We start from the raw sequence: 23,213 nt of genomic DNA on the forward strand, positions 1-23,213 counted from the left end.
CGCATGACGAGCCCCGCCCTCTCCCCGCTTGCCCGCGCTCTGGCGCGCACGGACCTCGCGGAGAACTGGTACCGCTGGTGCGACGCCCGGCGTGACTGGGCGGCCGAGGCGACGGGTGTCTACGACGAAGACTCCCTGCTGACCGCCAGCGGTGTCGTGTGCAGCCAGACGGTCCAGCTCGGGCGCGGACTCAACTCCCAGGAGTGCCGCCTGGCGGTGCTCGCTAGCGGCGAGCGGCAGGGGGAGCCCGAGATGCTGCACTCGATGGCGCGCGCCATCCGCCTCTCCCGGGGCGAGCCGGAACCGGACCCGCCCTACCCTCGGCCGATCATCGGCAGCCGCGGTCAGCTGGAGGTCGTGTCGCGCGAGATCGTCGACGTTCTCGGCCAGGTCGCCCGATGCTGGGCGTCATGACCGAGGTTCTCTTCTCCCGTGAGAACGGTTGGATCCCGCGAGTGATCCGCGAGAACGGCGAGCTCGTCCTCGAACTCGGCGCCGGAGCCGACGCCAACCGTGATCCCCGCAGGTTCACCCTCCCGATCTCGGAAGCCCATTTGGCGGTGATCCGCAGCGATCTGGTCCGGCATCTGCTGCTGTGGAGCGCGATCCTGCCGCTCTGCGCGGCCGCCGGGATCCGGGGGCCGCTCGACGAACGCGCGGCGGTCGCCTTGCTGGACCCGATCCTTCTCGGGGCGCCCGCCGAAGTGGAGTCGTTCTTCCAGGACATCCGCTGGGACGTACGACGGCTCGTCGCCCAGGGCGCGGACGTCGAACTGCTCGGGCGCGGACGGCTCTTCGCCGCGTTGGGTTCCGCGACGGAGCGGGCCGATTGGTCGCTCGTCCGCGAGTACGACGCGAACCGTGGGCGCGCCCGATGAGGCCACTGACCTTCAGCGACGACAAGGAAAACGAGCAGAAGTGGGTGCCGGGCGATGCGCGATCCGCGCCCGACGCGTTCCGGGAGTTCGTCGACCGGCACCGTGCCGACGACAACGCCACGTTCTGCATCGAGGACGAGGAGAACGAAGAGGCGCTGCTGCTCATGTACGACGCCGGCACTATCTGCCGGATCAAGGGCGCGCAGGATTCGCGGGTCGAGTATCGCCTCGTCACCAATGGCGGCGACTACCGGAGCCAGGTGGCGAACTTCGTCCGCGGCGGTTCGGCCGCGCTCGACCGCAGTGGGCCGTGGTTGCCGGACGTCGCTGCCCTCAGCCGGGCGAGGCTCCGCTTCGAATTCGACGGGTCCGTGCTGCGACGGACCCATCCGCGCGAGCTGCGCCGTCGTCTCGAGATCCTGACCGTCATCGACGGACACGAGCCGACGACGGTCGACGGGGTCACGCACTTCGGCTTCGGTAACGGCGGCGGTGACACGGTCAACGCCTGGTTCACCGCCGACGGGCGCGGCCTGGTGACGACCTTCGATCACGCCAGCGCACTCAATTTCTACGAAGACCCGCAGGCACAGGCCGCCCTGTACGACGGCGTGCCGGCGGACCTCCTCGCCATGGTGAAGGACGCGCCCGAGACGGAAACGACGCTCGAGGTCGGCGGCCTGGTGGTCGCCGGCGGCGTCTTCACCTTCTCGGGACCCTGCGCCATGTCGGAAGGACTGGTGTCCCGGCTGCAGGAGGCGCAACTGGACGTCAGGGAGACCGGGGTCGGCTGGCTGCTCGAAGGTCTCCTCTCGTTGGAGGACTTCACCCCCGCCGCGGTCGCGGAGGAAGTGGCGTGGTGGAGCGACGAGGACATCGAGAAGGGGTTCGCCGCGGCCCCTCGGGAGCAGCCCGCGCCGTTCGACCAGGAGACGGTGGATCGCTTCTGCAAGATCTGGGCCGATTCCGGGTACAACGATCGCTGGGACGTGCACTACGTCCTCTTCGACGGCGACACGGTCGAGGACGCGGGCGAGGCGCGGGACGAGCTCCTGGCCTTGGTTCGGACACTCGGACTCGAGCGCGTCGACGCCCCGCCCGGAGCCCCCACCGGTGAAGTGTGGGTCCGCACCGACCCCCGTATCGACGCCGAGCTCGAGCATTGGTCGTGACCCCGTCAGGGAAGGTCGCGGACTTGCCGCCCGGCGGTTCGGATGAACACGGACAGGGTTTCCTGGCTGCGTTCTTCATGCTGTTTCACGGCGGCGAGATCCGGAGCTCGGTGCAGGGCCTCGATCGGTTCGAAGGTGGCGTCGACGAGCCGGAGGATCTCGGAATCGTCGGTGAGCATCTGGATCCTGAGCCGCGCGTGATCGGCCGTCGCCCCGCGCTTGTCGGATTCCGTGTGCGCGGCCCGCATCTCCTCGTCCGGCGCCGAGCGCTGTTTGAGGAACCATTTCGCGATCACGCCTTGCCGCAGTTCGGTCATGGCTTCGGCGAAGGCCACGTACGCGGCGATCCGTTCCTGCCGAAGCCGCTCGTCACGAGCGGTCCGCTCCGTTCGCCGCGTGTTCAGCAATCCGAGCAGGTACGTGAGGGTCGAACCGGCCAAGGTGCCGGAGATCGCGACCACGCTGGTCAGCACGCCGTTCATGGTCGGGATCGTAGGATCTCGGCAGCCGCGCGGTAACCGAATCCGAGGAGAACAGTGTCGAACGACGCCACCGTCGATCTCATCAGATCGCTGGTCGATGCCATGGGACCGGCCGACGGCTGGGAATCGCTGGCGATGATCCTGGAATTCGGGGAAGGGTTCCGCAGTGCGTATGGGTACGCGTACTCGCCCGGAGACGTCATCACGCCCGTGGCCTGCGAGTGGCCGAGGATCGAAGCCGCGGTGGACGCGTACCTGGGCGGCTACTACCGACCCGGCGACAAGCTGCCGGTGAAGATCCTCGTGCAGTTCGACCGGACGGCCGGAAAGTACGAAGTGACGTTCGAGGACACCGACGAGGACCGCTGGGCCGTGAAGCCGAAGAACTTCCGGACGATGCGCGAACAGCTGCGCCCGAAGTTCGGCTGAAAGGCGAAGACGATGGCACGAAAGCGAAAGACCCTTCCCAAGGACTTCCAGGAGATGCTGACCTCGGCATCGGTGGACGAACTCAAAGCCGTCTTCGGCAAATGCGAGATCGACGCGCGGGGCGGCTACAGCAAAGGGACCGCGATCGGCTTTCCGGAGTGCCCGGACGAGCTCATCGTCTGGCTGACCGGGCAGGGGCTCGCCGTCGACACCCCGGACAGCTACGGCAGGACACCGCTTCACGCGCGGGCTTCCCGCGGTGCCACGAAGCAGATTCCTTTGCTGCTCTCGCTCGGCGCGGACATCGATGCGGTCGATACCTCCGGGAAAACGCCGCTTCAGGCGGCGGTCGAGAGGCTGAGGACCGAGTCCGTGCGAGTGCTGATCGAGCACGGGGCGTCGACCGCGATTCACGACAGGCGCGGTGACTCGTTGCTGATGCGATGCCTGATCAGTACGGAAAACGCCTACCTCCGCGAGTCCGCCGAGATAGCGAAGCTGCTGCTCGACCACGGAGCGAGCATCACGGCCGAGATGCGCCAGAAGGTCGAACGGATCGGTAGTGGCTTCGAGTTCCACCGCGAGACCTTCAACCGGGATCTCCTCGAAGAGACCGACGCCGCGCTCAGCGAGCTGTACCGGATCTTCGACGTCGAGCCGGTCGCGCGGCGGTCGAAGCACGACGGGGTTTCGCCGATCGTCGTGCCCGACGGATCCTGGCAGGAGCGGCACAAAGCGCTGTGGGAGCTTCTCGTCCCGTCGCGCGGCGCGGGCGCGACGGTGCAGTGCGAGGCCATCCGCGTCACCGGCCGGATCTCCGACGAGATGTTCCGCAACGGCGGGGCGAACTGGGACCGTGCCTATCGCGCGATGGTCGACGCGTTCCCGGGTTTCCTCGCGCAGGGCGAACCTCTCGGCGAGGAAGAACTCCGTGAGGCCAAGGAGATCGCCAAGCAGATCCGGTCGGGCCGCGGGGCGGACGACCACCTCGATCGCTTGAGCGAACTCGCCGTCGCCTGGGTCGCGAAGAACCCGGCCCCGATCGCCTTGGGAGCGGTGGACTACACACGCTGAGGAGTGCCGGGTGCCCCCGATGAGGACACCCGGCGAGCCTCACTTCCGCAGCAGGCTGTACGCGGCGGAACCGATCAGCTCCAGCGAAACCTGAAGCCGCTCAAGGGAAACGTTGTCCTTGATGGTGTCTTCCGGCGTGTGGTAGGTCGGCTCCAGCAGCGCCGGGCCGGTTTCGCCACGCCAGCTGAAGTTGCCCGAAGCGATCCCGCGTTCGAAGAACGGCACGTGGTCGCTCGAACCGCGCGCCACCGGACCCTTCACCCGCGGGTCGTAGCCGAGCCGCTTGGCGGCGGCGTTGACGGCCGCGGTCGTGGCGTTGTCCGCACCGTCGACCGAAAGCAGCCAGTAGGTGACGGCCGGGTCCCAGCTGGTGGCGACCATGTCGTTCTGGAAGCAGCCCGCGATCCGCTGCGCCTCCGGGTCGGACAGGTTCTTGACGTAGTGCCGCGAGCCGATCAGCCCGTACTCCTCCGAACCCCACAGCGCGAACCGCAGCGTCTTGTTCGTCGGCAGGTATCGCAGGACGCGCGCCAGCTCCAGGCACAGCACGGTGCCGCTGCCGTCGTCGTTGGCGCCGGGGGAACCGGGGACGCTGTCGTAGTGCGCGGTCACCATGACCACGCCTTCGTCCTTGCCGGGGAACGTGGCGGGCCGCTCGGCGATGACGTTGTACGACGTCAGGTTCTTGTGGTGCGTGGCCGTCGCCTTGACCGTGACCGAGCCCTTGGCGAGCCGTTCGCGCAGGCGCTCCACCTGCACCTGGGCCAGGCCCAGCACCGGGATGGTGACCGGGGTGGCGAGCGTCGGGGAGAAGGCGGACAGCTTGCGGGCCGGGTCGGCGCCGATCCGGCCGAGCAGCACGGCGTCCGCTCCGCGCTGCGCCGCCGTCAGGTACGCGTCGGCCTTGTTCGCCACGGCGGCGATCAGCACGATCTTGCCGGTCAGGTCGTCGGGCAGGGTGCTGCCGTCACCGGCGTCGACGACGACGGCCTCACGGGTGACGTCCTGCGCGCCCTGCGGCGACGAGCCGGTCTGCCAGCTGTCGCGTCCGATCGTCAGGCCGCCGAGGAACTTGTCGGCGATCGGGAACGGCTGCAACGTCACCTGGTAGCGCAGGTCGCGAAGCACCTTCGCGATGTAGTCCCTGGCCCGCAGTTCGCCTTCGGTGCCGGCGATCCGGGGGCCGATCTTGTCGCTGAGCACCCGCAGGTGCTCCAGCGCCCGCCGCGACCGCACGCGCGCGATCACGGGGTAGTCCCCGAAGTCCAGCGACGGCGGGAACTGCGCGCCCGGACGTTGTTGCGTGGCCGCGGCGGCGGTGCCGGGGTTCAGCCCGATCGTCGCCGCGCCCGCCAGTGCCACCGCGCCCGCGAGCACCTCACGTCTGCGCAGACCTGCCATGGAACACCCCTCACTTCTCGAAGAAACTCGTCCGAGTAGCCAATAGCGCGCCGGTCACCGGAGCAACCTCCGATCGTCCCCTTTTTCCGGTTCAGCGCACGGCGACCCGGCGGTAGGCCCCCGAGATGGCGACGGCGCCGGAGACCGCCGCGGCAATCACCCCGCCGATCAGCAGCACGGTCCCGACGAAGGGGCCGAAGTCGCCGACGTCGGCGAGACGTCCCCAGAACGACCCTTCGAGCAACGCGCCGACGAGGATGAACACCGGCGCGGCGACGCCGAGGAAGAGGATCCACCGGTACTTGGCGGCCAGCGTCAGCACGAGGATCCCGGTCACGCCGAGGATGAACGGCCCGGGCGGGATGTCCGGGAACCCCGGGACGCCCGAAGCGATCTGGATGATCAGGCCGGCGACGCCGACGAAGAGGAAGAAGGCGTTGGCGACGGCGGCGGTGGAACGGTTCATGGCGAGCTCCTCACTGGGTTTCAAGACCACTGAAGAGTCCCGCTCGCGGCGGCCCAGGGCGTCGGCCCGGAAGCGGCAATCAGGCCTACGCGGTTTTGCGTACGACCTCTTGATACCAAAGAGGCCGCCGCGCGCCGCGTCCGCGACGATCGTGTCCGGGCGCTGTCGAAGGACGGCCGTGAGCGCTACGCCGCCCTGCTCGACCGCCTCGCCCAGTGATCGAGTACCTCACCGTCGAAGACCTCCTGGCACTCGCGGAAGACCTCCGGGTGCCCAACGGGTACGACCTCGACGCGCCGGAGGACGATGCGTACGACCTGGTCATCGCGATGTCCACCGGCTCACGCACCTACCGGGAAGCAGCGGTCGAACTGGCGGCGTGGGCGAGGGTAACTTCGAACGGGTGAAGCCGTTGAGTCCCGACATGTTCGCGCCCGGCTGCCCGTCGAACCTGACCCCGTTCCGGATCGGCGACAAATGGGCGGGCCTGGTCGTGCAGTGCCTGGAAGAAGGGCCGCGCCGGTTCTCCGAGCTGCGGGTGCCCTTGAGGGGAGTCACGTCGAAGGTGCTCACGGAGACCCTCAGGGCTCTGGAGCGCGACGGAATGATCACGCGGACGGCGTACGACGAGACGCCGCCGCGGGTGGAGTACGAGCTCACCTCGCTCGGCCGGACGTTGTTCGAGCCGATGGAGGCGTGCCGTAAATGGGCGGCGGAGCACCTTCCGGAGCTCGTCGCCGCCCGTGAGGCTTACCCGGGTTAACCGAGGAGGCCCAGTACGACGATCGTCAGCAGCGTGATGGCGGCGGCGAAGGTGGTCACCCAGGCGCGCTGGGCGGCGGTGATGGAGGCGTTGTTCACGGCGGTTCCCCGGGGGAGAGAAGCGACAGGTCCGCCGGGAACAGCGCGTTGATCAGGCTCCGCGTTACCTTCGAAACGCCAGTGTGATCAAGATCACTGATCGTGCTGGTGATGCCGTTCGCGCGCGGTGTACCAGAGCACTCCCGCGGCGGCCGCCACCATCGCGCCGAACGCCGAGAACCCCACCACGATCGCCTGCGTCATCACTCGTCCTTTCTCGTTGTGTCCCTATCGGGGTGACGTCCGAGAAGCGGAGTTGTGGCGCGGTCGTAGCGGACGTCACATGTCGGCGAGTACCCCGTCGATCTGCGACGCAAGCGAGAAGTCCTTCTCCGTCAGCCCGCCGGCGGAGTGCGTGCTGAGCCGGAACGTCACCGTCCGCCAGCGGATGTCGATGTCGGGATGGTGGTCGGCCGCCTCCGCCAATTCGGCCACCTTGTCCACCGCTTCGATGGCCTTCGGGAAGCTCGGCAGCTTCGCCGTCCGCTCGATCGTCACGCCGTCACGGGTCCAGCCGGAGAGCTTGGTCACGGCTTCGTCGGCCTGCTGGTCGTTCAAGATTTCCGCCATGACTCCATGGTGGTACGCCGTCGGCTACGCTGCACGTTTGCCACGGGTCCCCCCTTGAAGAACGCAGGAGGCTAGATGAAACGCGCCCTCCGCACGGTCGTTGCGGCTGGCACGGTGGCCGCCCTCGTCGCGGGCTGCTCGCTCTCCGGGAACACGGGGAACGACCCGCAGGCGCCGGCGACGGTCACGCTCGTGACACACGACTCGTGGCTCGCGCCCCAGGACGTCCTCGACGCGTTCGAGCGGCAGTCCGGGATCAAGATCTCCGTGCTCAAGCAGGGTGACGCGGGCGCGCTGACCAACAAACTGGTGCTCACCAAGGCGAATCCGATCGGTGACGTCGCGTACGGCATCGACTCGACGTTCGCCTCGCGTGCGCTCACCGAGGGCGTTTTCGAGCAGTACACCAGCCCGGAGGCCGATCGCGGCCCGCAGCGCTACTCCGTCGACCCCGGCCACCGGCTCTCCGCGGTCGACCTCGGCGACGTCTGCGTCAACATCGACACCCGGTACTTCGTGGACAAGGGGATCCCGGAGCCGAAGTCGTTCGCGGATCTGACCGACGCCAAGTACAAGGACCTGATGGTCGCCGAGAGCCCCGCGACGTCGTCGCCAGGGCTGGCGTTCCTGCTCGGCACCATCGCCCAGTTCGGCGAGCAGGGCTGGCAGGGGTACTGGACGCAGCTGAAGGCCAACGGGCTCAAGACGGTCAGCGGCTGGGAAGAGGCATACAGCAAGGAGTTCTCCGGCTCCTCGGGCAAGGGCCCGCGCCCGATCGTCGTCTCCTACGCCTCCTCGCCCGCCGCCGAGATCGGCGACGACGGCAAGCCGCGCACGAAGGCGCTGCTGGACACCTGCTACCGCCAGGTCGAGTACACGGGTGTGCTGGCGGGCGGCAAACAGGTCGAGAAGGCCCGCAAGGTCGTGGACTTCCTGCTGTCGCAGCAGTTCCAGGTCACCGTGGCGAGCAACATGTACGTGTACCCGGCCCGTCAGGGTGTCGAGCTCCCGCAGGGCTGGGCGCAGGCCGCGCCCCTGCCGCAGCAGCCGAAGACGCTCGAACCGGCCAAGATCCAGGCCGGGCGCGAGCAGTGGATCGCCCAGTGGCGCACGCTACTCGAAGGCTGACTTCCAAGCCGACTTTCCGTGGAGCCGGGCTGGCCGCACTCGCCGTGCTGCCGCTCGGTTTCCTCGTGGTGTTCTTCGCCTGGCCGGTCGCGGCGATCATCGGGCGGGGCTTCGGCTCCGGCGGCGTCGGCACGGCCATCGGGAACCCGCTGACCTGGAAACTCGCGGGATTCACCGTCGCCAGCGCCGGGGTTTCGACGATCGTCGCGGTGCTCGCGGGACTGCCGGTCGCGTTCCTGCTCGCGCGGGTGCGGCTGCCGGGGGTTTCGCTGGTCCGGACACTCGTGCTGGTGCCGTTCGTGCTGCCGACCGTCGTGGTCGGCCTGGCGTTCCGCGCGCTCTGGCCCGATGGCGGGCTGCTTCCGTTGGTGCTGGCCAACGCCTTCTTCAACGTCGCCGTCGTCGCGCGCACGGTTTCCGGGCTGTGGAGCCATCTCGACCCGCGCACCGTGGACGCGGCCCGTGCGCTCGGCGCATCGCCGTGGCGTGCCTTCCGTTCGGTGACGCTGCCCGCGCTCGCACCGGCCATCGCATCCTCGGCCGCGGTGGTCTTTCTGTTCTGCGCCACCAGTTTCGGGGTCGTGCTCATCCTCGGCGGGGCGAAGTACCGCACGCTGGAGACCGAGATCTACCTGCGCACCGTCCAGCTACTCGACCTCTCCGGCGCGGCCGCGTTGTCGTTGGTGCAGTTCGCCGCCGTCGTCGCCGCGCTCGTCGTGGGCGCGCTCGCGAGGCGGCGCCGGGAGAACGCGGTGCGGTTGCGTTCGCGGAGCGAGACCGCGCGGAGGCCGAGGGGCGGCGAGTGGTGGGCGGTGACCGCCGGGCTCGCGGTGATCGCGCTCCTGATGACGCCGATCGTGGCGTTGCTGATCGAATCCGTGTCCACTTCGGACGGTTGGAGTCTCGCGGGGTACGAAGCGCTGGCCGGGCAAGGCTCCCGCAACGCGCTCCAGGTTTCGGGCTGGGACGCGGCGTCGATGTCCCTGCGGACGGCGTTCGACGCGACGACGCTCGCGATGATCGTCGGCGTGCTGGCCTCGGTCGTGCTGGTGGCGCTGCGCCGCACGCCCGGCAGGCTGGCGCGGGGCATGGGCGAGACGATGGACGCCGCGCTGATGCTGCCGCTGGGTGTGTCCGCGGTGACCGTCGGTTTCGGCTATCTCGTCACGCTCGACGCGCTGCCGGGCGATCTGCGGACGTCGCCGCTGCTGGTGCCGCTCGCGCAGGCGCTGGTGATCATCCCGCTGATCGTGCGGATGGTGCTGCCGGTACTGCGGTCGGTCGACGTCCGGCTGCGGCAGGCCGCGTCGACACTCGGCGCGAGCCCCGGCCGGGTGTGGCGCGAGATCGATCTCCCGCTGACGGCGCGTTCCCTGGTCGCGGCGGCAGGGTTCGGCTACGTGGTCGCGCTCGGCGAGTTCGGCGCGACGAGCTTCCTGGCCAGGCCGGACGCGCCGACGCTGCCGGTCGCCGTCGCGACGCTGATCTCGCGGCCGGGGGAGCTGAACAACCAGATGGCCTACGCGGCCTGCGCGCTGCTCATGATCGTGACCGTGGTGGCGGTGGTGCTGATCGACCGGTTCGGCGCGGTCCGCGGGCAGAATTCGGTAGGGGAGTTCTAGTGTCGCTGTCGGTACGGGATCTGACCGTCCACTATGGATCCTTCGCGGCGGTGAAGGACGCCCGGCTGGACATCGCCGACGGCGAGGTGCTGGCGCTGCTCGGCCCGTCCGGTTCGGGGAAGTCGACGCTGCTGCGGGCGATCACCGGGCTGGAGCCGCTGACGTCGGGCACCGTGCGGTGGGACGGCGAGGATCTCGCCGGTGTCCCGGTGCACCGGCGGGAGTTCGGTCTGGTCTTCCAGGACGGGCAACTGTTCCCGCACAAGGACGTCGCCTCGAACATCGCGTTCGGCCTGCGAATGCACGACGTGCCGCGCGCCGAGCACGCGGACCGCGTCCGTGCGCTGCTGGAGCTGGTCGGGCTCGTCGGCTACGAGCGGCGGAGGGTGACCGAGCTGTCCGGCGGGCAGGCGCAGCGCGTGGCGCTCGCCCGCGCGCTGGCGCCGGAGCCGCGGTTGCTGCTGCTGGACGAGCCACTGTCCGGTTTGGACGCCGGACTGCGGGAACAGCTGGCGATCGACCTCGCCGCCCTGTTGCGGCGCAGCAAGATCACCGCGCTGCTGGTCACGCACGATCAGGAAGAGGCGTTCACGCTCGCCGACCGCGTCGCCGTGCTCGAAGACGGCGAGATCCGGCAGGAGGGCGCGGTGCGCCGTGTCTGGCGGCAGCCGGTGGACGAGGGCGTGGCGCGATTCCTCGGCGTGACCACGTTCGTCGACGGGGAGGCTTCCGGCGGTGTGGTGCGGACGCCGCTCGGTGAGGTCGCGCTGCCCGACGTCGAGGACGGCGCGGTGCGGCTGGGACTGCGGCCGCATGGGCTCCGTGTGGCTCCGGACGGCGTCGAAGGCGAGGTCGTCGCCGTGGTGCACCGGCGGGAGCACGTCCGGCTCGTGGTCGCGCCCGACGGCGATCTGTCCACAGTGGACGCGGTCGCGCCGGTCACCGCCGACCTGCGTCCCGGGGACACCGTCCGGCTCGCTCTGGACCCGGACGGCGTCGCCCAACTCCGCGTTTAGTCCTCTGAATGCGGGTTGCTCTACTGGTCGTGTGGGGTGGGCGCTGGCTACGAAAGGGAAGTGGCGTTTCCTGGCGGGCTCGCTAAGCAATTCATCGTTCGCGCCTGCTCGCGCGTCGATGCTGGTACAATTATTTTCCGTGGCGAGGGTCGAGTAATGGTGTCAAGTCGGGCGAGTGAGGTTCTTGTTACGCGCGGAACTGACCGTCACGTGTGTCGGCTCGGTGTGAGCGGCACGCGTGACGAGGTCATTTTGGAGTTCGACGGCCCTGCCGGGTACCTCGAGTTTCCCGGTTACGATGTTCTGGATGCGCTCGTAAAGTTGCGTGCTTCTCTTGAGAAGGACGGCTGGTTGCTCGCCGTGCAAGGCGCTAGGCTTAACGCCCACGCGAGCGGGATGATGCGGGACATGGCTGATGGTAAGCGCGTCTACCTGATGACCGGCAACCGCGGCCCTTACCCGGCGGCGGACACCCTCGCTCCCGCGGATCCGGACCAGGTCGGCACTCTTGAGGAGCAAGCCCGGCATGTTCGAGCTATTCTGGATGCGTCGTTGCCGTCCTCTCGGGATGATGAATCCTGACCGATCTTTACGGCATCTGTCAATTCCGCATTTAGTCCTCTGAATGCGGTAGGCCGGCCGAATGCGGTGGTCCGGGCCGAAACCTGCGGTTTTCCGCAGTGTCCGCCGGGCTCGCCCGCCATACCGTCGTCTCCATGCTCCTGAAGACGATCTTGTCCTTCGTTCTCGCGGTCGTTCCGGCCGCCGCACCGGCCACGCCGGACATCCCGGTCGCCGAGTTGCACGGCAGGCTCATCGCCCTCGCCGACGGCCGGGACATCACCGCCGGGCTGATCCACGTCCGGAACGGCACCCGCCAGTGGTCGGACGCGGTGGGCGTGCGCGATCTGGCCTCCGGCGCGCCCGCCGTCGCCGGCGGTCATTTCCGGATCGGCAGCGTCACCAAGACCTTCGCGGCCACCGTCCTCCTGCAGCTGACCGACGAGGGACGGCTGGCGCTCGACGATCCGATCGAGCGCCATCTGCCCGGTGTCGTGCCCGACGGCGGTCGCGTCACCGTCCGGCACCTCCTCCAGCACACCAGCGGCCTGCACGACTACATGAGTGAACCCGGCTACTCGACCAATCGCTGGCGAGCCAGTGCCCGCTTCGACGACTACACGCCTTCGCAACTGCTGAAGGTGGCGTTCGCGAAAGGCCCGGACTTCGAGACCCCAGGCGAGTCCTGGCATTACTCGAACACCAACTACGTCGTCGCCGGTCTGCTGATCGAGAAGCTGACCGGCCGCCCGTATGGCGACGAGGTGACGCGGCGGATCCTGCGCCCGCTCCACCTCACGCACACCAGCGTCCCGGGCCACCGCTCGTCTTTGCCCGTTCCGCACGCCCGCGGCTACGAACCGCTGCCCACGACCCCGCCGTCGATCGTGGACGCCACCGACATGGATCCCTCACTGGACTGGGCGGCCGGGGAGATGGTCTCCACCACCCGCGACCTGACCACCTTCGTCACCGCTCTGATCGAGGGCAGGCTGACGAGCCAGGCGAGCCTCACGGAGATGCGGCGGATGAGGGAAGCGGTCCCGCTGTTCCGGTACGGCCTGGGCTTGCAGGAGTTCGCGATCCCTTGCGCGACCGGCCCGAAGCCGGTGTTGGGGCACACGGGACAGCTGATCGGCTACCTCACCGTCGCCTTCACCGACGGGAAGGGCAAGTCGCTGACCCTGTCCCTCAACCCGCACGAGCGGGACCCGTCCACCGAAGCCGTGGTCTCCATGGCGACGGCCGTCTTCTGCTAGCAATCAGTCCTCTGAATGCGGTCGTTGCGCGTGCAAGGACCGCATTCAGAGGACGAAACGCGGGTCAGCCGTCCCGGGTGGTCAGACGCGAGTAGGCGATCGAGAGCCCGATGACGACGTAGCAGGCGGCCCGCAGGGCACCCTCGCCGAGCATCGACATGTCCAGCGGGTCCATCAGCACCGCGGCCGGAGCCTGCGCCCAATCCTTGTTGAGCAGGAACGGATGCAGCCACGAGACCGCGTCCAGGAAACCGAGGATGGTGAACACGATCGTGCCCGCCAGCACCGAGGCGACCACCAGCATCGGGTGTTCGGTGAACGACGAGATCGCGAGCGCGACCGCGCCGACCGCCCACAGCTGCAGGGTGATCCACAGCGCCACTACCAGAAGCCTGCCCAGCGCGTCCCACACGCTCAGCGTCGAGCCGGTGAGCGTGAACATCGAATCGGCGCCACTGACGATCAGCCCTGTGGCGAATCCGGTGAAGGTCATGGCCAGCACCGCGATCAGCGAGACGGTGGCGACGCCGAACGCCTTGATCGCGAGCAGCTTGCCCCGGCCGACCGGCGCGATCAGCCAGCCCCGCAAGGTGCCGTGCGCGGCCTCGCCGGCGATCGCGTCCGCCCCGGCCATCGCCGAAGCGAGCGGCAGGAGCAGCGCCAGTGTCATGGTCAGCGCCGCGACCGGCAGGACGAACCCGTTGTTCATCGCGGAGGCCAGCAGTGCGCCGTCCCGGCCGCCTTCCGCTTCGGACGCGTCGACCAGCGTCAGCGCGACCCCGATCACGATCGGGATCAGCGCGAGCAGGCCCAGTACGGCCAGCGTGCGGGGCCGCCGGAAGATCCAGCGCAGTTCGGCGCGATACAGCCGGAGCAGGCCGATGCTGTCCCGGCCGGTCCTCGCCGCGGGTGCCGCGGCCAGAGCGTGGGTCACGACTCCCCCTCACCGTCTACAGTGGACTCCGGCTGGGTCAGCCGGGCGAACAGGTCCTCCAGGCCGGTCCGGGCCCGCGCCGCCTCGTGCACGGCCACCCCGGCCGTCACCAGATGACGCAGTACGTCGGGCGCCTCGGCGGCGGTGAGGTCCACGCGGACGCCGTCCGGGGTGAGCCTGCTGCCGATCCTGTTCTCCCGCAACGTCTCCACCGCGAGTTCGGCGTCCGGCGTCCGCACCAGCAGCGCCGCGTTCCCCGACTCCAGCAGTTCCGAGAGCTCGCCTTGGGCGATCACGTTCCCGGACTGGAGCACCGCGACGTGCGTACAGGTCGCCTCGACCTCGGCCAGCAGATGCGACGACACCAGCACGGTGACGCCGTCGGCGTGCAGTTCGGCGATGATCCGGCGGATCTCCCTGGTGCCCGCCGGGTCGAGGCCGTTGGTCGGCTCGTCGAGCACGACCATCCGCCGCGGCACGAGCAGCGCGCTCGCCAGCCCCATCCGCTGCTTCATCCCCAGCGAATACCCCTTGTATCGCCGGGTGGCGGCGTCGGTCAGGCCGACGCGCTCAAGCGCCGCGTCGACCGCTCCGGGGATCCCGGCCGAGGCCAGCCTCGGTTCGGCCGCGGCCACGCGCAGCAGGTTCTCGCGCCCGGAGAGAAAAGGGTGGAAACCCGGTCCCTCGACGAGCGCGCCGACGTCGGGCAGCGCGTGCGCCGCCTCGTCGGGCATCTTCCTGCCGAAGAGTTCGACCTCGCCCTCCGTGGGCCGCACGAGACCGAGCAACATCCGGATGGTCGTCGTCTTGCCCGAACCGTTGGGGCCGAGCATCCCCAGCACGGCGCCTTCGGGAACGTCGAGATCGACGTGGTCCACGGCCACCGTGCGGCCGTAGACCTTGCGCAGGCCCCTGGTGCGGGCCGCCATGGGTACCGCCGGAGCGGACGCCTCCTGGGAGGCGTCCGTCCCGGCTTCGAAAGTGGTGGTCACTTCGCGGCCAAAGCCTCGAAGAGGACCTGCTCCGGCACCGCGCCGACGGCGTAGCGGCCGTCGTCGGTCAGCACGCCGCTGCCGACCTTGGTGGTCACCAGCCAGCCGCTGCCCCAGGCACCGCTGACCGGCTTGGCGAACCGCGAAAGCAGCGCCTTCGGGTCGACCTGACGGCCTTCCTCGTCCTTGGCCTGACCGGCCTTCGACAGCGCGTCGGCCGGGATCTTGCCCGTGATCGCGGTGTCCCAGCCGTCGCCGACGACCTTGATGTCGGACTTCGCCTGCTCGGCCAGCTCACGGTTCTTCGGGTCGACCTCGGCGGTCTTCTCGGTCACCTTCGCGCCCTTCGGCGGGGTGAACTCGAAGTTCGACGCCGGCTGGGCCGCGAAGTTGATCTCGCTGAACGAGACCTCCAGCGCCGGGGACGAAGTGCCGTTCGCCAGCACCGTGACCCGCAGCGGCAGCCGGGTCTGGTCGTCGATCGCGACGCGGATCTCGCGCAGGAGCGTCCGCTCGGTCGGCTTCGGGGTCAGCACCAGTTCGTACGCGGACCGGTTCGCCACCGAGGCCGTCCCGCTGACGGCGATCGTGCTGCTCTCGCGCACCTTGCCGAGCAGTTCCGACGCCACCGTCGCCGGGTCGACGTTCTTGCTCTTCTCCTGGTGCTCCTTGGCCAGCCCGTCCGGGATGGTCACCTTGGTGGCCGAGTTGTCCTTGGAGCTGTACTCCCAGACCGTCTGGCCGTTCCGGACGATGGTCTGCTGGCTGGAGCCCTCGGTGAGCGAAACCTTGCTCTTGCCCGCCCCGTCGGTCGAAATCTGTGCCGAGTCGACGTCGAGCGCCGAGACGCCGGGCAGGGTGCTGCCGACCTGCGGCAGGCCGAGGTCGTTGCTGACCTTGACCTTCCCGTCGAACGCCGACGGCTTCGCGTTGAGCGTCGACTGCACCAGCTCTTCGGCGCTGATCTGCGGCAGGACGGGCGCGTCGCCCGCGGTGGCCGGCATCGCGACGACGGCGAGGCCGCCGACGCCGAGCGCCGTGCCCACCACCGCCGCGGTGATGGCCTTCCTCTTCGGATCCATGCTGTCTCTCCCTGTTTCCCCGAACCCCAGTGTGCTCGGGTCTTGGCGACAACGCTTCCCCGGAAACGCTGAGATACCACTCAGACTCCGCCTTCCCGGCTGAGATGGCGCTGAGAGGTCGCGCGTGAGCTGGTGAAAGCGTGAATGATGAAGAGCGTGAAACCTCGAGTACTGGTGGTCGACGACGAACCCGGCGTGCGCAAGGCGTTGCAGCGGGGGCTGCGCGCCGAGGACATGGACGTGGTCACCGCGGCCGACGGGCCCAGCGGTCTGCGGCTCGCGCAGACGGGCTCCTTCGACGTCGTCCTGCTCGACATCATGCTTCCGGGGCTTTCCGGCTACCGCGTGCTCGAACGGCTGCGCGCGCTCGGTGTCACCACGCCGGTGCTGATGATCTCGGCGAAGGACGGCGAGGTCGATCAGGCCGACGGGCTCGACCTCGGCGCCGACGGCTACCTCGTGAAGCCGTTCTCGTTCGTCGTGCTGGTCGCGCAGGTGCGCGCGGTGCTGCGGCGGGCGTCGCCGGACGGGACCCGCGGACCGCTGCGCATCGGCGCGCTCGAAGTCGACCGGAGCCTGCGGCAGGTCCGCTACGACGGCGTCGATGTCGCGTTCAGCCCCCGTGAGTTCGCTCTGCTGGAGGTGCTGGCCGGCCGGGCCGGAACGGTCGTCACCAAGGACGAACTGCTGCGCGCGGTCTGGGGCGACGAGCAGGCCGCGACCCGCAACGTCGTCGAGGTTTACGTCGGCTACGTGCGCCGCAAACTCGACGCGGTCGGCGCGGGCGCCCTGGTCAGGACCGTGCGGGGGCACGGATACCTGGCCTCGGATCCGCAGCTCGACGAAGTGATCGCCCCGGCGGGACAGGGGTGATCGGCTCGCCGTCTTGGTGGCGCCGCCGTTCGCTCCAGGTCCGGATCACGCTGCTCGCGGCCACGGTCACGCTCGGCTTCCTGCTCGGGCTGGCGGCGGTCGCCGGGGACAACCTGCAGCCGCTGCTCATCGGTTCGGTCGACGACGAGCTGAGCGCTCAACTGGAGACCGCGAAGGCCGACGTTTCGGCCGGGCGGACACCGTCGGGGTCGGCGGTCACCGTCCGCGTCCTCGACACCGCGGGCGGCCCGGTGGACGGCCTGCCGCCGCCGAACCTCGGCGCCACGGACGTCCGCGCGCTGAAGGCGGGCGAATCGATCACGACCGGGGGCGAGCACAGCTGGCGCTGGGCGGGCACCGTCGTCACCGCACCCGACGGTCAGCAACGGCTCGTCGTCGCGGGTGCGGGCCTGGTCGGCTTCGCGACGGCCGTGCACTCCGGCGGGTTGTGGCTGTTCGTGGTCGCGTCGGTCGGCGCGGTGGGCGCGGGGATCGCGACGTGGCTGCTGGTGCGGTTCGCCCTGCGGCCGGTCGCGCGGATGCGCGGATCGGTCCGGGCGCTTCCGCCGGGCGCGCGGCTGCCGCTCCCGGATTCGCACGACGAACTCCGCGCGCTGGCCGAGGAGTTCAACGCGTTGCTGGCGCGGCAGGAAGAGGGCGCCGACCGGCTCCGCCGGTTCACCGGGGACGCCGCGCACGAGCTCCGCTCACCGGTCGCGTCGATCCGCGTGCAGGCCGAGGTCGCCGTCGCCAACCCTGATCCCGACCTCTCGCAGGAGACGCTTTCCGACATCCTGGAGGAATCGGAACGGCTCTCCGCGCTGCTCGACGGGCTGCTCGCGCTGGCGAGGTCGGACGCGGGGGAGGTCCCGCCCGCGGAACCGGTCGAGCTGGTGAGCGAGGTGCGGGCCGCGGTCGCGCGGATGCCCGCCGGCGCACCCGAGATCCGGGTGAGCGGCACGGTCGGGACGGCGTGGGCGCTGGCCACGCATTCCGAGGTCGAGCTGGTGCTGAGCAACCTGCTGCGCAACGCCTGCCGGTACGCGCGGAGCGAGATCGTGGTGTCGGTGCTGGCGGCGCGGTCCACCGTGCGGGTGGTGGTCGACGACGACGGCCCGGGTATCGCCCCTGAACACCGGGACCGGGTCTTCGACCGCTTCTACCGCGTGTCCGACTCGCGGGCGCGGTCCTCCGGCGGCACCGGCCTGGGGCTGGCGATGGTCGCGGAGGCCGTCCGTCGCCGAGGAGGCCGGGTGCGCGTCGGCGAATCCCCCGACGGCGGGGCGCGCTTCCAGATCGTCTGGCAGGCGGCCCGGCCTGGTTAAGGTGTGCCCCGTGGTGATCGTGGGCGCCGCCATCGTGCGGGACGGACAGTTGCTGGCGCAGCAGCGGGCTTGGCCCGCCGACCACGCCGGGCAATGGGAGCTGCCGGGCGGGCGGGTCGAGGACGGCGAAAGCGACGAGGCCGCCCTGGCGCGGGAATGCCTGGAAGAACTGGACGTCGCCGTGACGGTCGCGGGCCGGGTCGGCGAAGACGTGCCGCTGCCGAAGGGGAAGGTACTGCGGATCTACGCCGCTTCGCTGGTCAGCGCAGGGGACGAGCCTCGGGCCGTGGAGCACAAGGACGTCCGGTGGATCTCCGCGCGCGAACTCGACGACCTCGACTGGCTGCCCGCCGACCGGATCCTCCTGCCCGCCCTGCACGCCCTGCTCACAAGTCCGTGAAGGCCTCCTTGAGGGACCCAGAGTCCCTCAAGGAGGCCTTCACGGAACTTCAGCCGGCGCCGATGAGCCGCAGCGCCGACTGCAGCCGGTGCTCACCCCGTTCCGCCGCCCGGACGGCACCCGCCTTGCGCACCCGCTCCAGTTCGCCGGGGTCGGTCAGCAGCGCCAACGCGCGTTCCCGGACCGGCCGCAGCTCCTCGATGAGCGCCTCGGCGACGGCCTCCTTCACCTGGCCGTAGGAGTCGAAGCGGTCCGCGAGGACCTCGGGCTTCTCGCGGGTACACGCCGCGAGGATGTCCAGCAGGTTCGCCATCCCCGGACGCGTATCCGGCGCGTAGGCGGGCTTCGACCCGCCGTCGGTCTTCGCGCGCTTGACCTTCCGACGGACCTGGTCGGGCTCGTCGAGGACGAAGATCACCCCGGCTTCTTCCTTCGTCGACTTCGACATCTTCCGCGTCGGCTCGGCCAGATCCATGACCCGCGCGCCGGCGGGCGGCAGCACGGCCTTCGGCATGGTGAACACGTCGCCGTAGGTGGTGTTGAACCGCTTCGCCAGCGTTCTCGCCAGCTCGACGTGCTGCCGCTGGTCCTCGCCGACCGGGACCTCGTCCGCGCCCTGCAGCAGGATGTCGGCCGCCATCAGCACCGGATAGGTCAGCAGGGAGAGCCGGACCCCGGCGCGGCCCTTCGACTTCTCCTTGAACTGGATCATCCTGGCGGCCTCGCCGTAGTTGCAGGTGCACTCGAGGACCCAGTTGAGGGCGCCCAGCTCGCGGGCTATGTCGGACTGCACGAACACGCGGTCCGGTTCGATCCCGGCCGCGATCAGCACGGCCAGCTGCTCCGACGCCATCGAGCGCAGTTTCGCCGGATTGTGCGCGTTCGTCATGGCGTGCAGGTCGGAGACGAAGTACAGGTCGTCCGGCCCGCCCTCGTCGGCCCAGCGCCGGATGGCCCCCAGGTGGTTCCCGACGTGGACGTGGCCGGACGGGGTGATCCCGGACAACCTGATCATCTGCCTTCTTCCTTCCGGATTCGGGCCGCCCCAGGGTCCGGGCACGAAAAAGGCCGCCCGGTGGGGCGGCCTGGTGGTGCGCTCGTCTGGTTCAGCGCAGGACTGCGGGGCCGCCGGAGGGCGGCCACCACTGGGCGTTCTGCGCGCGCATGCCGACGATGGTACCGCAGCCCGAAAAGGAAGGGCAGATCACTCATTCCGGGCATTGCGCGTCAACACTTCATATCAGCCCGGCCAGTACGTCCGTCATATTGGAGATCCGGGTCTACCTTCAACTCATGTTTGTCGTCCTGCTGACCTACACCGCGCCCATCGAAGAAATCGACTACGTGCTCCCTGATCACGCCGACTGGCTGACCAAACAGTACGAACACGGCAATTTCCTCGCCTCCGGCAGGCGCAACCCGCGCATCGGCGGCGTCATCATCACCAAGCCCATGGCCAGGGGAAAGCTGGACGCGATCCTCGCGACCGACCCCTTCTCGATCAAGCACATGGCCACCTACGAGGTGATCGAGTTCTCGCCGACCCGCACCGCGCCGGAACTGCGGGCCATCAACGAGGCGGTGGTGCACTGACGATCTTCTAAGCGGCCTTCGCGATCTTCGTTTTCGCCTTTTTCAGTGCGAGAACGGGGCATTTGCCGCACCGCGACTTCGACCGGCAGCATTTCTTCTTGACCTTGCCGGACTTCATCCATTTGCGCACGAGCTTGTGCGGGTCGTCGGGTAGTTTCTTGCCCACGCGCGCTCCTTCTCCGACCGGTGTCGGCGACCTCTACACGTTAGGTGAGCCTAACCGATCTGGGGGCGTGGGGCTGCTCACAGTCGGGCTACAGGTATCCTGGTGTGGTCCGCGTATGGCCAAAGTCGGCCAGGCGTGTCTCGAACGCGCGAGCGCGGGCACCACACCCGAACTTGAAACCTTTGGAGCCTTCGCGTGCCCGCAGCCAGCGCCACCGCAGTCGATGCCGGCCGCTCGTCCGGCAAGACCCGGCCCGACCTGCGCAACGTCGCCATCGTCGCACACGTCGACCACGGCAAGACGACCCTCGTCGACGCCATGCTCCGGCAGTCCGGCGCCTTCGAGGAACGCGCCGAACTCGTCGACCGCGTGATGGACTCCGGGGAGCTCGAGCGGGAAAAGGGCATCACCATCCTCGCGAAGAACACCTCCATCCACCGCGAGACCGAGAACGGCCCGGTGACCATCAACGTCATCGACACCCCCGGCCACGCGGACTTCGGCGGCGAGGTCGAGCGCGGACTGGCCATGGTGGACGGTGTCGTCCTCCTGGTCGACGCCAGCGAGGGCCCGCTCCCGCAGACCCGGTTCGTGCTCCGCAAGACCCTCGAGGCCGGCCTGCCGGTGATCCTGGTCGTCAACAAGACCGACCGGCCCGACGCGCGGATCTCCGAGGTCGTCGAGGAGACCCACGACCTCCTGCTCGACCTGGCCGGTGACATCGAGGACGCCGATCTCGACGCGATCCTCGACCTCCCGGTCGTCTTCGCCTCCGCCCGGTCCGGCAAGGCGAGCCTCGAGCAGCCCGCCGACGGCGCCGTGCCCGAGAGCGAGAACCTCGACCCGCTGTTCGAGACCCTGCTGCGCCACGTGCCGCCGCCCTTCGCGGACAAGGAAGGCCCGCTGCGCGCGCTGGTCACCAACCTCGACGCGTCGAACTTCCTCGGCCGTATCGCGCTGATCCGCATCCACTCCGGCAACCTGCGCAAGGGCCAGACCGTGGCCTGGATGCGCGAGGACGGCAGCATCCAGAACGTCCGGATCTCCGAACTGCTCGTCACCGAGGCGCTCACCCGCGTCCCGGCGACCGAGGCCAGCGCGGGCGAACTGGTCGCGATCGCCGGTATCCCGGACATCACCATCGGCGACACGCTGGCCGACGTCGAGAACCCCGAGGCACTGCCCCGGATCGCCGTCGACGAGCCGGCCATCTCGATGACCATCGGCGTCAACACCTCGCCGCTGGCCGGCCGCAGCGGCGGCGACAAGGTCACCGCGCGGCTGGTGAAGGCCCGGCTGGACCAGGAGCTCATCGGTAACGTCAGCATCAAGGTGCTGCCGACCGAGCGCCCCGACACCTGGGAGGTCCAGGGCCGTGGCGAGCTGGCGCTGGCCATCCTCGTCGAGCAGATGCGCCGTGAGGGCTTCGAGCTGACCGTCGGCAAGCCGCAGGTGGTCACCAAGACGATCGACGGCAAGCTGCACGAACCGTTCGAGCGCCTGTCGATCGACGCCCCGGAGGAGCACCTCGGCGGCATCACCCAGCTCCTCGCCGCCCGCAAGGGCCGGATGGAGCACATGGGCGGGCACGGCACCGGCCGCATCAAGCTCGACTACGTCCTCCCGGCGCGTGGCCTGATCGGCTTCCGCACCGACTTCCTCACCGAGACCCGCGGCACCGGTATCGCGAACCACGTGTTCGAGGGCTACTTCCCGTGGGCGGGGGAGATCCGCACCCGTCACTCCGGTTCGCTGGTCGCCGACCGCTCCGGCCCGATCACCGCGTACGCGATGATCCAGCTGGCCGACCGCGGCACCTTCTTCGTCGAGCCCGGCGCCGAGGTGTACGAGGGCATGGTCGTCGGGGAGAACCCGCGCGCCGAGGACCTCGACATCAACATCACCAAGGAGAAGAAGCTGACGAACATGCGTCAGTCCTCCGCCGACGTGATGGAGACGCTGGCCCGCCCGCGCAAGATGGGGCTGGAAGAGGCGCTGGAGTTCTGCTCCGTCGACGAGTGCGTCGAGGTCGCCCCCGACGTCGTCCGGATCCGCAAGGTCACGCTGGACGTCAACCAGCGCGCCAAGGAGCGCAACAAGATGAAGAACCGCGGCTGAGCCCGACCGGCCAGGTGGGTGGCGAGACCGCACTCACGTGATCGAAGCCGGAACTCGCGTGATCAGAGGCGGAACACCCGAGTGCGGCCTCCAATCACGCGAGTCACGTCCCTGATCACGCGAGTCACGCCTCCGCTCACGCCGCGCCCGTGTTCCTAGTCCGTGAAGGCCTCCTTGAGGGACCCAGAGTCCCTCAAGGAGGCCTTCACGGACTTCGGGCCAGCAGATACGTAAGGTCTTAGCCCGAATCGTCACTTACGATCGCCCGGACCGGGTCGGTTGCGTGACTGGGTGGACGACACGTGTGATTGGACGGACGACACGTGTGACTGGGTGGACGACACCCTGACGCGACCGCCTGGGCCGTGAGGCGTCCGGCTGGACACGCGTGTCGTCCATTCGATCACCCGTGTCGTCCGTCTGATCACGCGTGTCGTCCCAACGCCGAAGGGCGCCTGCTCACTCACCGTGAGTAGGCGCCCTTCGCCGTTTCCGGCGCGGAATGTGGTCACGCACCGTATTCGATCGAGCGTTCTTCGTTAAAGAAAGGTCCTTTCCGTACAATTTCGGGGAAAGCCGATCCTCCTTTTCGGACGGTGTTCACAACACCGGAACGGACGCGGCGCAACGACGGCGGGGCGGCCGCTCGCGCCGGTTCGGCGAATGCGGATCCGGACCGCCGTGAAACAAAAGTTCCTAAACGCGTCCGGATAGGACTCGCGATCGCGATCGTTGCGGCCATGAATCGTGCGGTGGCGAACATTCCGGCGGCCGTTCCGGAATGTTCCGGGTTTGCGGAACCGATTGCCGG

Annotated in this window: 26 protein-coding genes; 17 read left to right on the forward strand and 9 right to left on the reverse strand. The window is 69.1% G+C overall.

All coding sequences use genetic code 11. The annotated features are described in order from the left end of the window. Positions 1 to 3 precede the first annotated feature (3 nt). Genes AJAP_RS04735 through AJAP_RS04745 form a run of 3 tightly spaced genes read left to right on the forward strand, consistent with a single transcriptional unit; the run spans position 4 to position 2,050 of the window. Positions 4 to 414: a hypothetical protein gene (locus AJAP_RS04735; RefSeq protein WP_038508481.1), complete on the forward strand. Its 411-nt coding sequence runs from the start codon at positions 4 to 6 to the stop codon at positions 412 to 414. After that, complete coding sequence (locus tag AJAP_RS04740; RefSeq protein ID WP_038522391.1) at positions 411 to 878, forward strand: DUF6357 family protein; 468 nt, start codon at positions 411 to 413, stop codon at positions 876 to 878. Before AJAP_RS04735 ends, AJAP_RS04740 begins: the two co-directional genes overlap by 4 nt. Further along, positions 875 to 2,050, forward strand: coding sequence for a DUF6357 family protein (locus tag AJAP_RS04745; protein WP_038508484.1), 1,176 nt, complete (start codon positions 875 to 877; stop codon positions 2,048 to 2,050). The genes AJAP_RS04740 and AJAP_RS04745 overlap by 4 nt, the downstream gene beginning before the upstream one ends. Positions 2,051 to 2,055: 5 nt before the next feature. Here AJAP_RS04745 and AJAP_RS04750 read toward each other — a convergent pair whose 3' ends face one another. Then, positions 2,056 to 2,532 (reverse strand): hypothetical protein, encoded by a 477-nt coding sequence (locus tag AJAP_RS04750; protein WP_038508486.1) that lies wholly within the window; start codon positions 2,530 to 2,532, stop codon positions 2,056 to 2,058. 54 nt (positions 2,533 to 2,586) lie between these two features. Here AJAP_RS04750 and AJAP_RS04755 point away from each other — a divergent pair, with 54 nt between their 5' ends. Continuing rightward, positions 2,587 to 2,961, forward strand: a complete 375-nt coding sequence (locus tag AJAP_RS04755) for a hypothetical protein (RefSeq protein WP_038508489.1) — start codon at positions 2,587 to 2,589, stop codon at positions 2,959 to 2,961. 12 nt (positions 2,962 to 2,973) lie between these two features. After that, the gene (locus AJAP_RS04760; RefSeq protein ID WP_038508492.1) at positions 2,974 to 4,035 is read left to right on the forward strand and encodes an ankyrin repeat domain-containing protein; all 1,062 of its coding nucleotides are present in this window, start codon (positions 2,974 to 2,976) and stop codon (positions 4,033 to 4,035) included. Positions 4,036 to 4,074: 39 nt separating this feature from the next. Here AJAP_RS04760 and AJAP_RS04765 read toward each other — a convergent pair whose 3' ends face one another. Continuing rightward, a complete protein-coding gene (locus AJAP_RS04765; protein ID WP_037340924.1) occupies positions 4,075 to 5,436 on the reverse strand; it encodes a M20/M25/M40 family metallo-hydrolase in 1,362 nt (453 codons plus the stop codon). A 91-nt stretch (positions 5,437 to 5,527) separates the two neighbouring features. Then, entirely contained in the window at positions 5,528 to 5,902 is a 375-nt protein-coding gene (locus AJAP_RS04770; RefSeq protein WP_038508495.1) for a hypothetical protein, read from the reverse strand. A 215-nt stretch (positions 5,903 to 6,117) separates the two neighbouring features. Between AJAP_RS04770 and AJAP_RS04775 the strand changes: the two genes are divergently transcribed. Then, positions 6,118 to 6,309 (forward strand): hypothetical protein, encoded by a 192-nt coding sequence (locus AJAP_RS04775; protein ID WP_038508497.1) that lies wholly within the window; start codon positions 6,118 to 6,120, stop codon positions 6,307 to 6,309. A gap of 17 nt (positions 6,310 to 6,326) precedes the next feature. Continuing rightward, positions 6,327 to 6,665: a winged helix-turn-helix transcriptional regulator gene (locus AJAP_RS04780; RefSeq protein WP_038522394.1), complete on the forward strand. Its 339-nt coding sequence runs from the start codon at positions 6,327 to 6,329 to the stop codon at positions 6,663 to 6,665. Positions 6,666 to 7,042: 377 nt separating this feature from the next. Here AJAP_RS04780 and AJAP_RS04785 read toward each other — a convergent pair whose 3' ends face one another. Further along, positions 7,043 to 7,333 carry a 4a-hydroxytetrahydrobiopterin dehydratase gene (locus AJAP_RS04785; protein ID WP_038508499.1) on the reverse strand — a complete coding sequence of 97 codons (291 nt, stop codon included), beginning with the start codon at positions 7,331 to 7,333 and terminating at the stop codon, positions 7,043 to 7,045. Between the two features lie 75 nt (positions 7,334 to 7,408). Here AJAP_RS04785 and AJAP_RS04790 point away from each other — a divergent pair, with 75 nt between their 5' ends. The 5 genes from AJAP_RS04790 to AJAP_RS04810 all read left to right on the forward strand — a co-directional run bounded on the left by AJAP_RS04790 (position 7,409) and on the right by AJAP_RS04810 (position 12,919). Continuing rightward, entirely contained in the window at positions 7,409 to 8,461 is a 1,053-nt protein-coding gene (locus tag AJAP_RS04790; protein ID WP_038508501.1) for a thiamine ABC transporter substrate-binding protein, read from the forward strand. Continuing rightward, positions 8,437 to 10,083, forward strand: coding sequence for an ABC transporter permease (locus AJAP_RS04795; RefSeq protein ID WP_407639396.1), 1,647 nt, complete (start codon positions 8,437 to 8,439; stop codon positions 10,081 to 10,083). Before AJAP_RS04790 ends, AJAP_RS04795 begins: the two co-directional genes overlap by 25 nt. After that, the gene (locus AJAP_RS04800) at positions 10,083 to 11,099 is read left to right on the forward strand and encodes an ABC transporter ATP-binding protein (protein WP_038508507.1); all 1,017 of its coding nucleotides are present in this window, start codon (positions 10,083 to 10,085) and stop codon (positions 11,097 to 11,099) included. Before AJAP_RS04795 ends, AJAP_RS04800 begins: the two co-directional genes overlap by 1 nt. A 225-nt stretch (positions 11,100 to 11,324) precedes the next feature. Beyond that, positions 11,325 to 11,681, forward strand: coding sequence for a hypothetical protein (locus tag AJAP_RS42400; protein WP_051972341.1), 357 nt, complete (start codon positions 11,325 to 11,327; stop codon positions 11,679 to 11,681). Positions 11,682 to 11,815: 134 nt separating this feature from the next. After that, positions 11,816 to 12,919 carry a serine hydrolase domain-containing protein gene (locus AJAP_RS04810; RefSeq protein ID WP_038522400.1) on the forward strand — a complete coding sequence of 368 codons (1,104 nt, stop codon included), beginning with the start codon at positions 11,816 to 11,818 and terminating at the stop codon, positions 12,917 to 12,919. 64 nt (positions 12,920 to 12,983) lie between these two features. On the opposite strand, the gene AJAP_RS04815 is transcribed toward AJAP_RS04810, so the two are convergent. The 3 genes from AJAP_RS04815 to AJAP_RS04825 are packed head-to-tail and all read right to left on the reverse strand — an operon-like array spanning position 12,984 to position 15,927. Further along, positions 12,984 to 13,853 carry an ABC transporter permease gene (locus AJAP_RS04815; RefSeq protein WP_038508509.1) on the reverse strand — a complete coding sequence of 290 codons (870 nt, stop codon included), beginning with the start codon at positions 13,851 to 13,853 and terminating at the stop codon, positions 12,984 to 12,986. Then, complete coding sequence (locus tag AJAP_RS04820; protein WP_037340939.1) at positions 13,850 to 14,845, reverse strand: ABC transporter ATP-binding protein; 996 nt, start codon at positions 14,843 to 14,845, stop codon at positions 13,850 to 13,852. Before AJAP_RS04820 ends, AJAP_RS04815 begins: the two co-directional genes overlap by 4 nt. Next, on the reverse strand, positions 14,842 to 15,927 hold the full coding sequence (locus AJAP_RS04825) for a LolA family protein (RefSeq protein WP_038508511.1): 1,086 nt from the start codon (positions 15,925 to 15,927) through the stop codon (positions 14,842 to 14,844). The genes AJAP_RS04820 and AJAP_RS04825 overlap by 4 nt, the downstream gene beginning before the upstream one ends. Positions 15,928 to 16,071: 144 nt before the next feature. Here AJAP_RS04825 and AJAP_RS04830 point away from each other — a divergent pair, with 144 nt between their 5' ends. The 3 genes from AJAP_RS04830 to AJAP_RS04840 are packed head-to-tail and all read left to right on the forward strand — an operon-like array spanning position 16,072 to position 18,525. Next, complete coding sequence (locus AJAP_RS04830; protein ID WP_037340943.1) at positions 16,072 to 16,800, forward strand: response regulator transcription factor; 729 nt, start codon at positions 16,072 to 16,074, stop codon at positions 16,798 to 16,800. Beyond that, positions 16,797 to 18,125 carry an ATP-binding protein gene (locus tag AJAP_RS04835; RefSeq protein ID WP_038508514.1) on the forward strand — a complete coding sequence of 443 codons (1,329 nt, stop codon included), beginning with the start codon at positions 16,797 to 16,799 and terminating at the stop codon, positions 18,123 to 18,125. Before AJAP_RS04830 ends, AJAP_RS04835 begins: the two co-directional genes overlap by 4 nt. A gap of 10 nt (positions 18,126 to 18,135) precedes the next feature. After that, positions 18,136 to 18,525 carry a (deoxy)nucleoside triphosphate pyrophosphohydrolase gene (locus AJAP_RS04840; protein WP_038508515.1) on the forward strand — a complete coding sequence of 130 codons (390 nt, stop codon included), beginning with the start codon at positions 18,136 to 18,138 and terminating at the stop codon, positions 18,523 to 18,525. A gap of 49 nt (positions 18,526 to 18,574) precedes the next feature. On the opposite strand, the gene trpS is transcribed toward AJAP_RS04840, so the two are convergent. Next, positions 18,575 to 19,540, reverse strand: a complete 966-nt coding sequence (trpS, locus tag AJAP_RS04845) for a tryptophan--tRNA ligase (protein WP_038508518.1) — start codon at positions 19,538 to 19,540, stop codon at positions 18,575 to 18,577. A gap of 278 nt (positions 19,541 to 19,818) precedes the next feature. Here trpS and AJAP_RS04850 point away from each other — a divergent pair, with 278 nt between their 5' ends. Further along, the gene (locus AJAP_RS04850; RefSeq protein WP_037340953.1) at positions 19,819 to 20,118 is read left to right on the forward strand and encodes a YciI family protein; all 300 of its coding nucleotides are present in this window, start codon (positions 19,819 to 19,821) and stop codon (positions 20,116 to 20,118) included. 7 nt (positions 20,119 to 20,125) lie between these two features. On the opposite strand, the gene AJAP_RS44330 is transcribed toward AJAP_RS04850, so the two are convergent. Beyond that, entirely contained in the window at positions 20,126 to 20,284 is a 159-nt protein-coding gene (locus tag AJAP_RS44330) for a hypothetical protein (protein WP_007028942.1), read from the reverse strand. Between the two features lie 195 nt (positions 20,285 to 20,479). Here AJAP_RS44330 and typA point away from each other — a divergent pair, with 195 nt between their 5' ends. Beyond that, positions 20,480 to 22,402 (forward strand): translational GTPase TypA, encoded by a 1,923-nt coding sequence (typA, locus tag AJAP_RS04855; protein WP_038508522.1) that lies wholly within the window; start codon positions 20,480 to 20,482, stop codon positions 22,400 to 22,402. Positions 22,403 to 23,213 lie beyond the last annotated feature (811 nt).

Origin of the sequence: Amycolatopsis japonica, assembly GCF_000732925.1 — a bacterium.
Classification (GTDB): Bacteria; Actinomycetota; Actinomycetes; order Mycobacteriales; family Pseudonocardiaceae; genus Amycolatopsis; species Amycolatopsis japonica.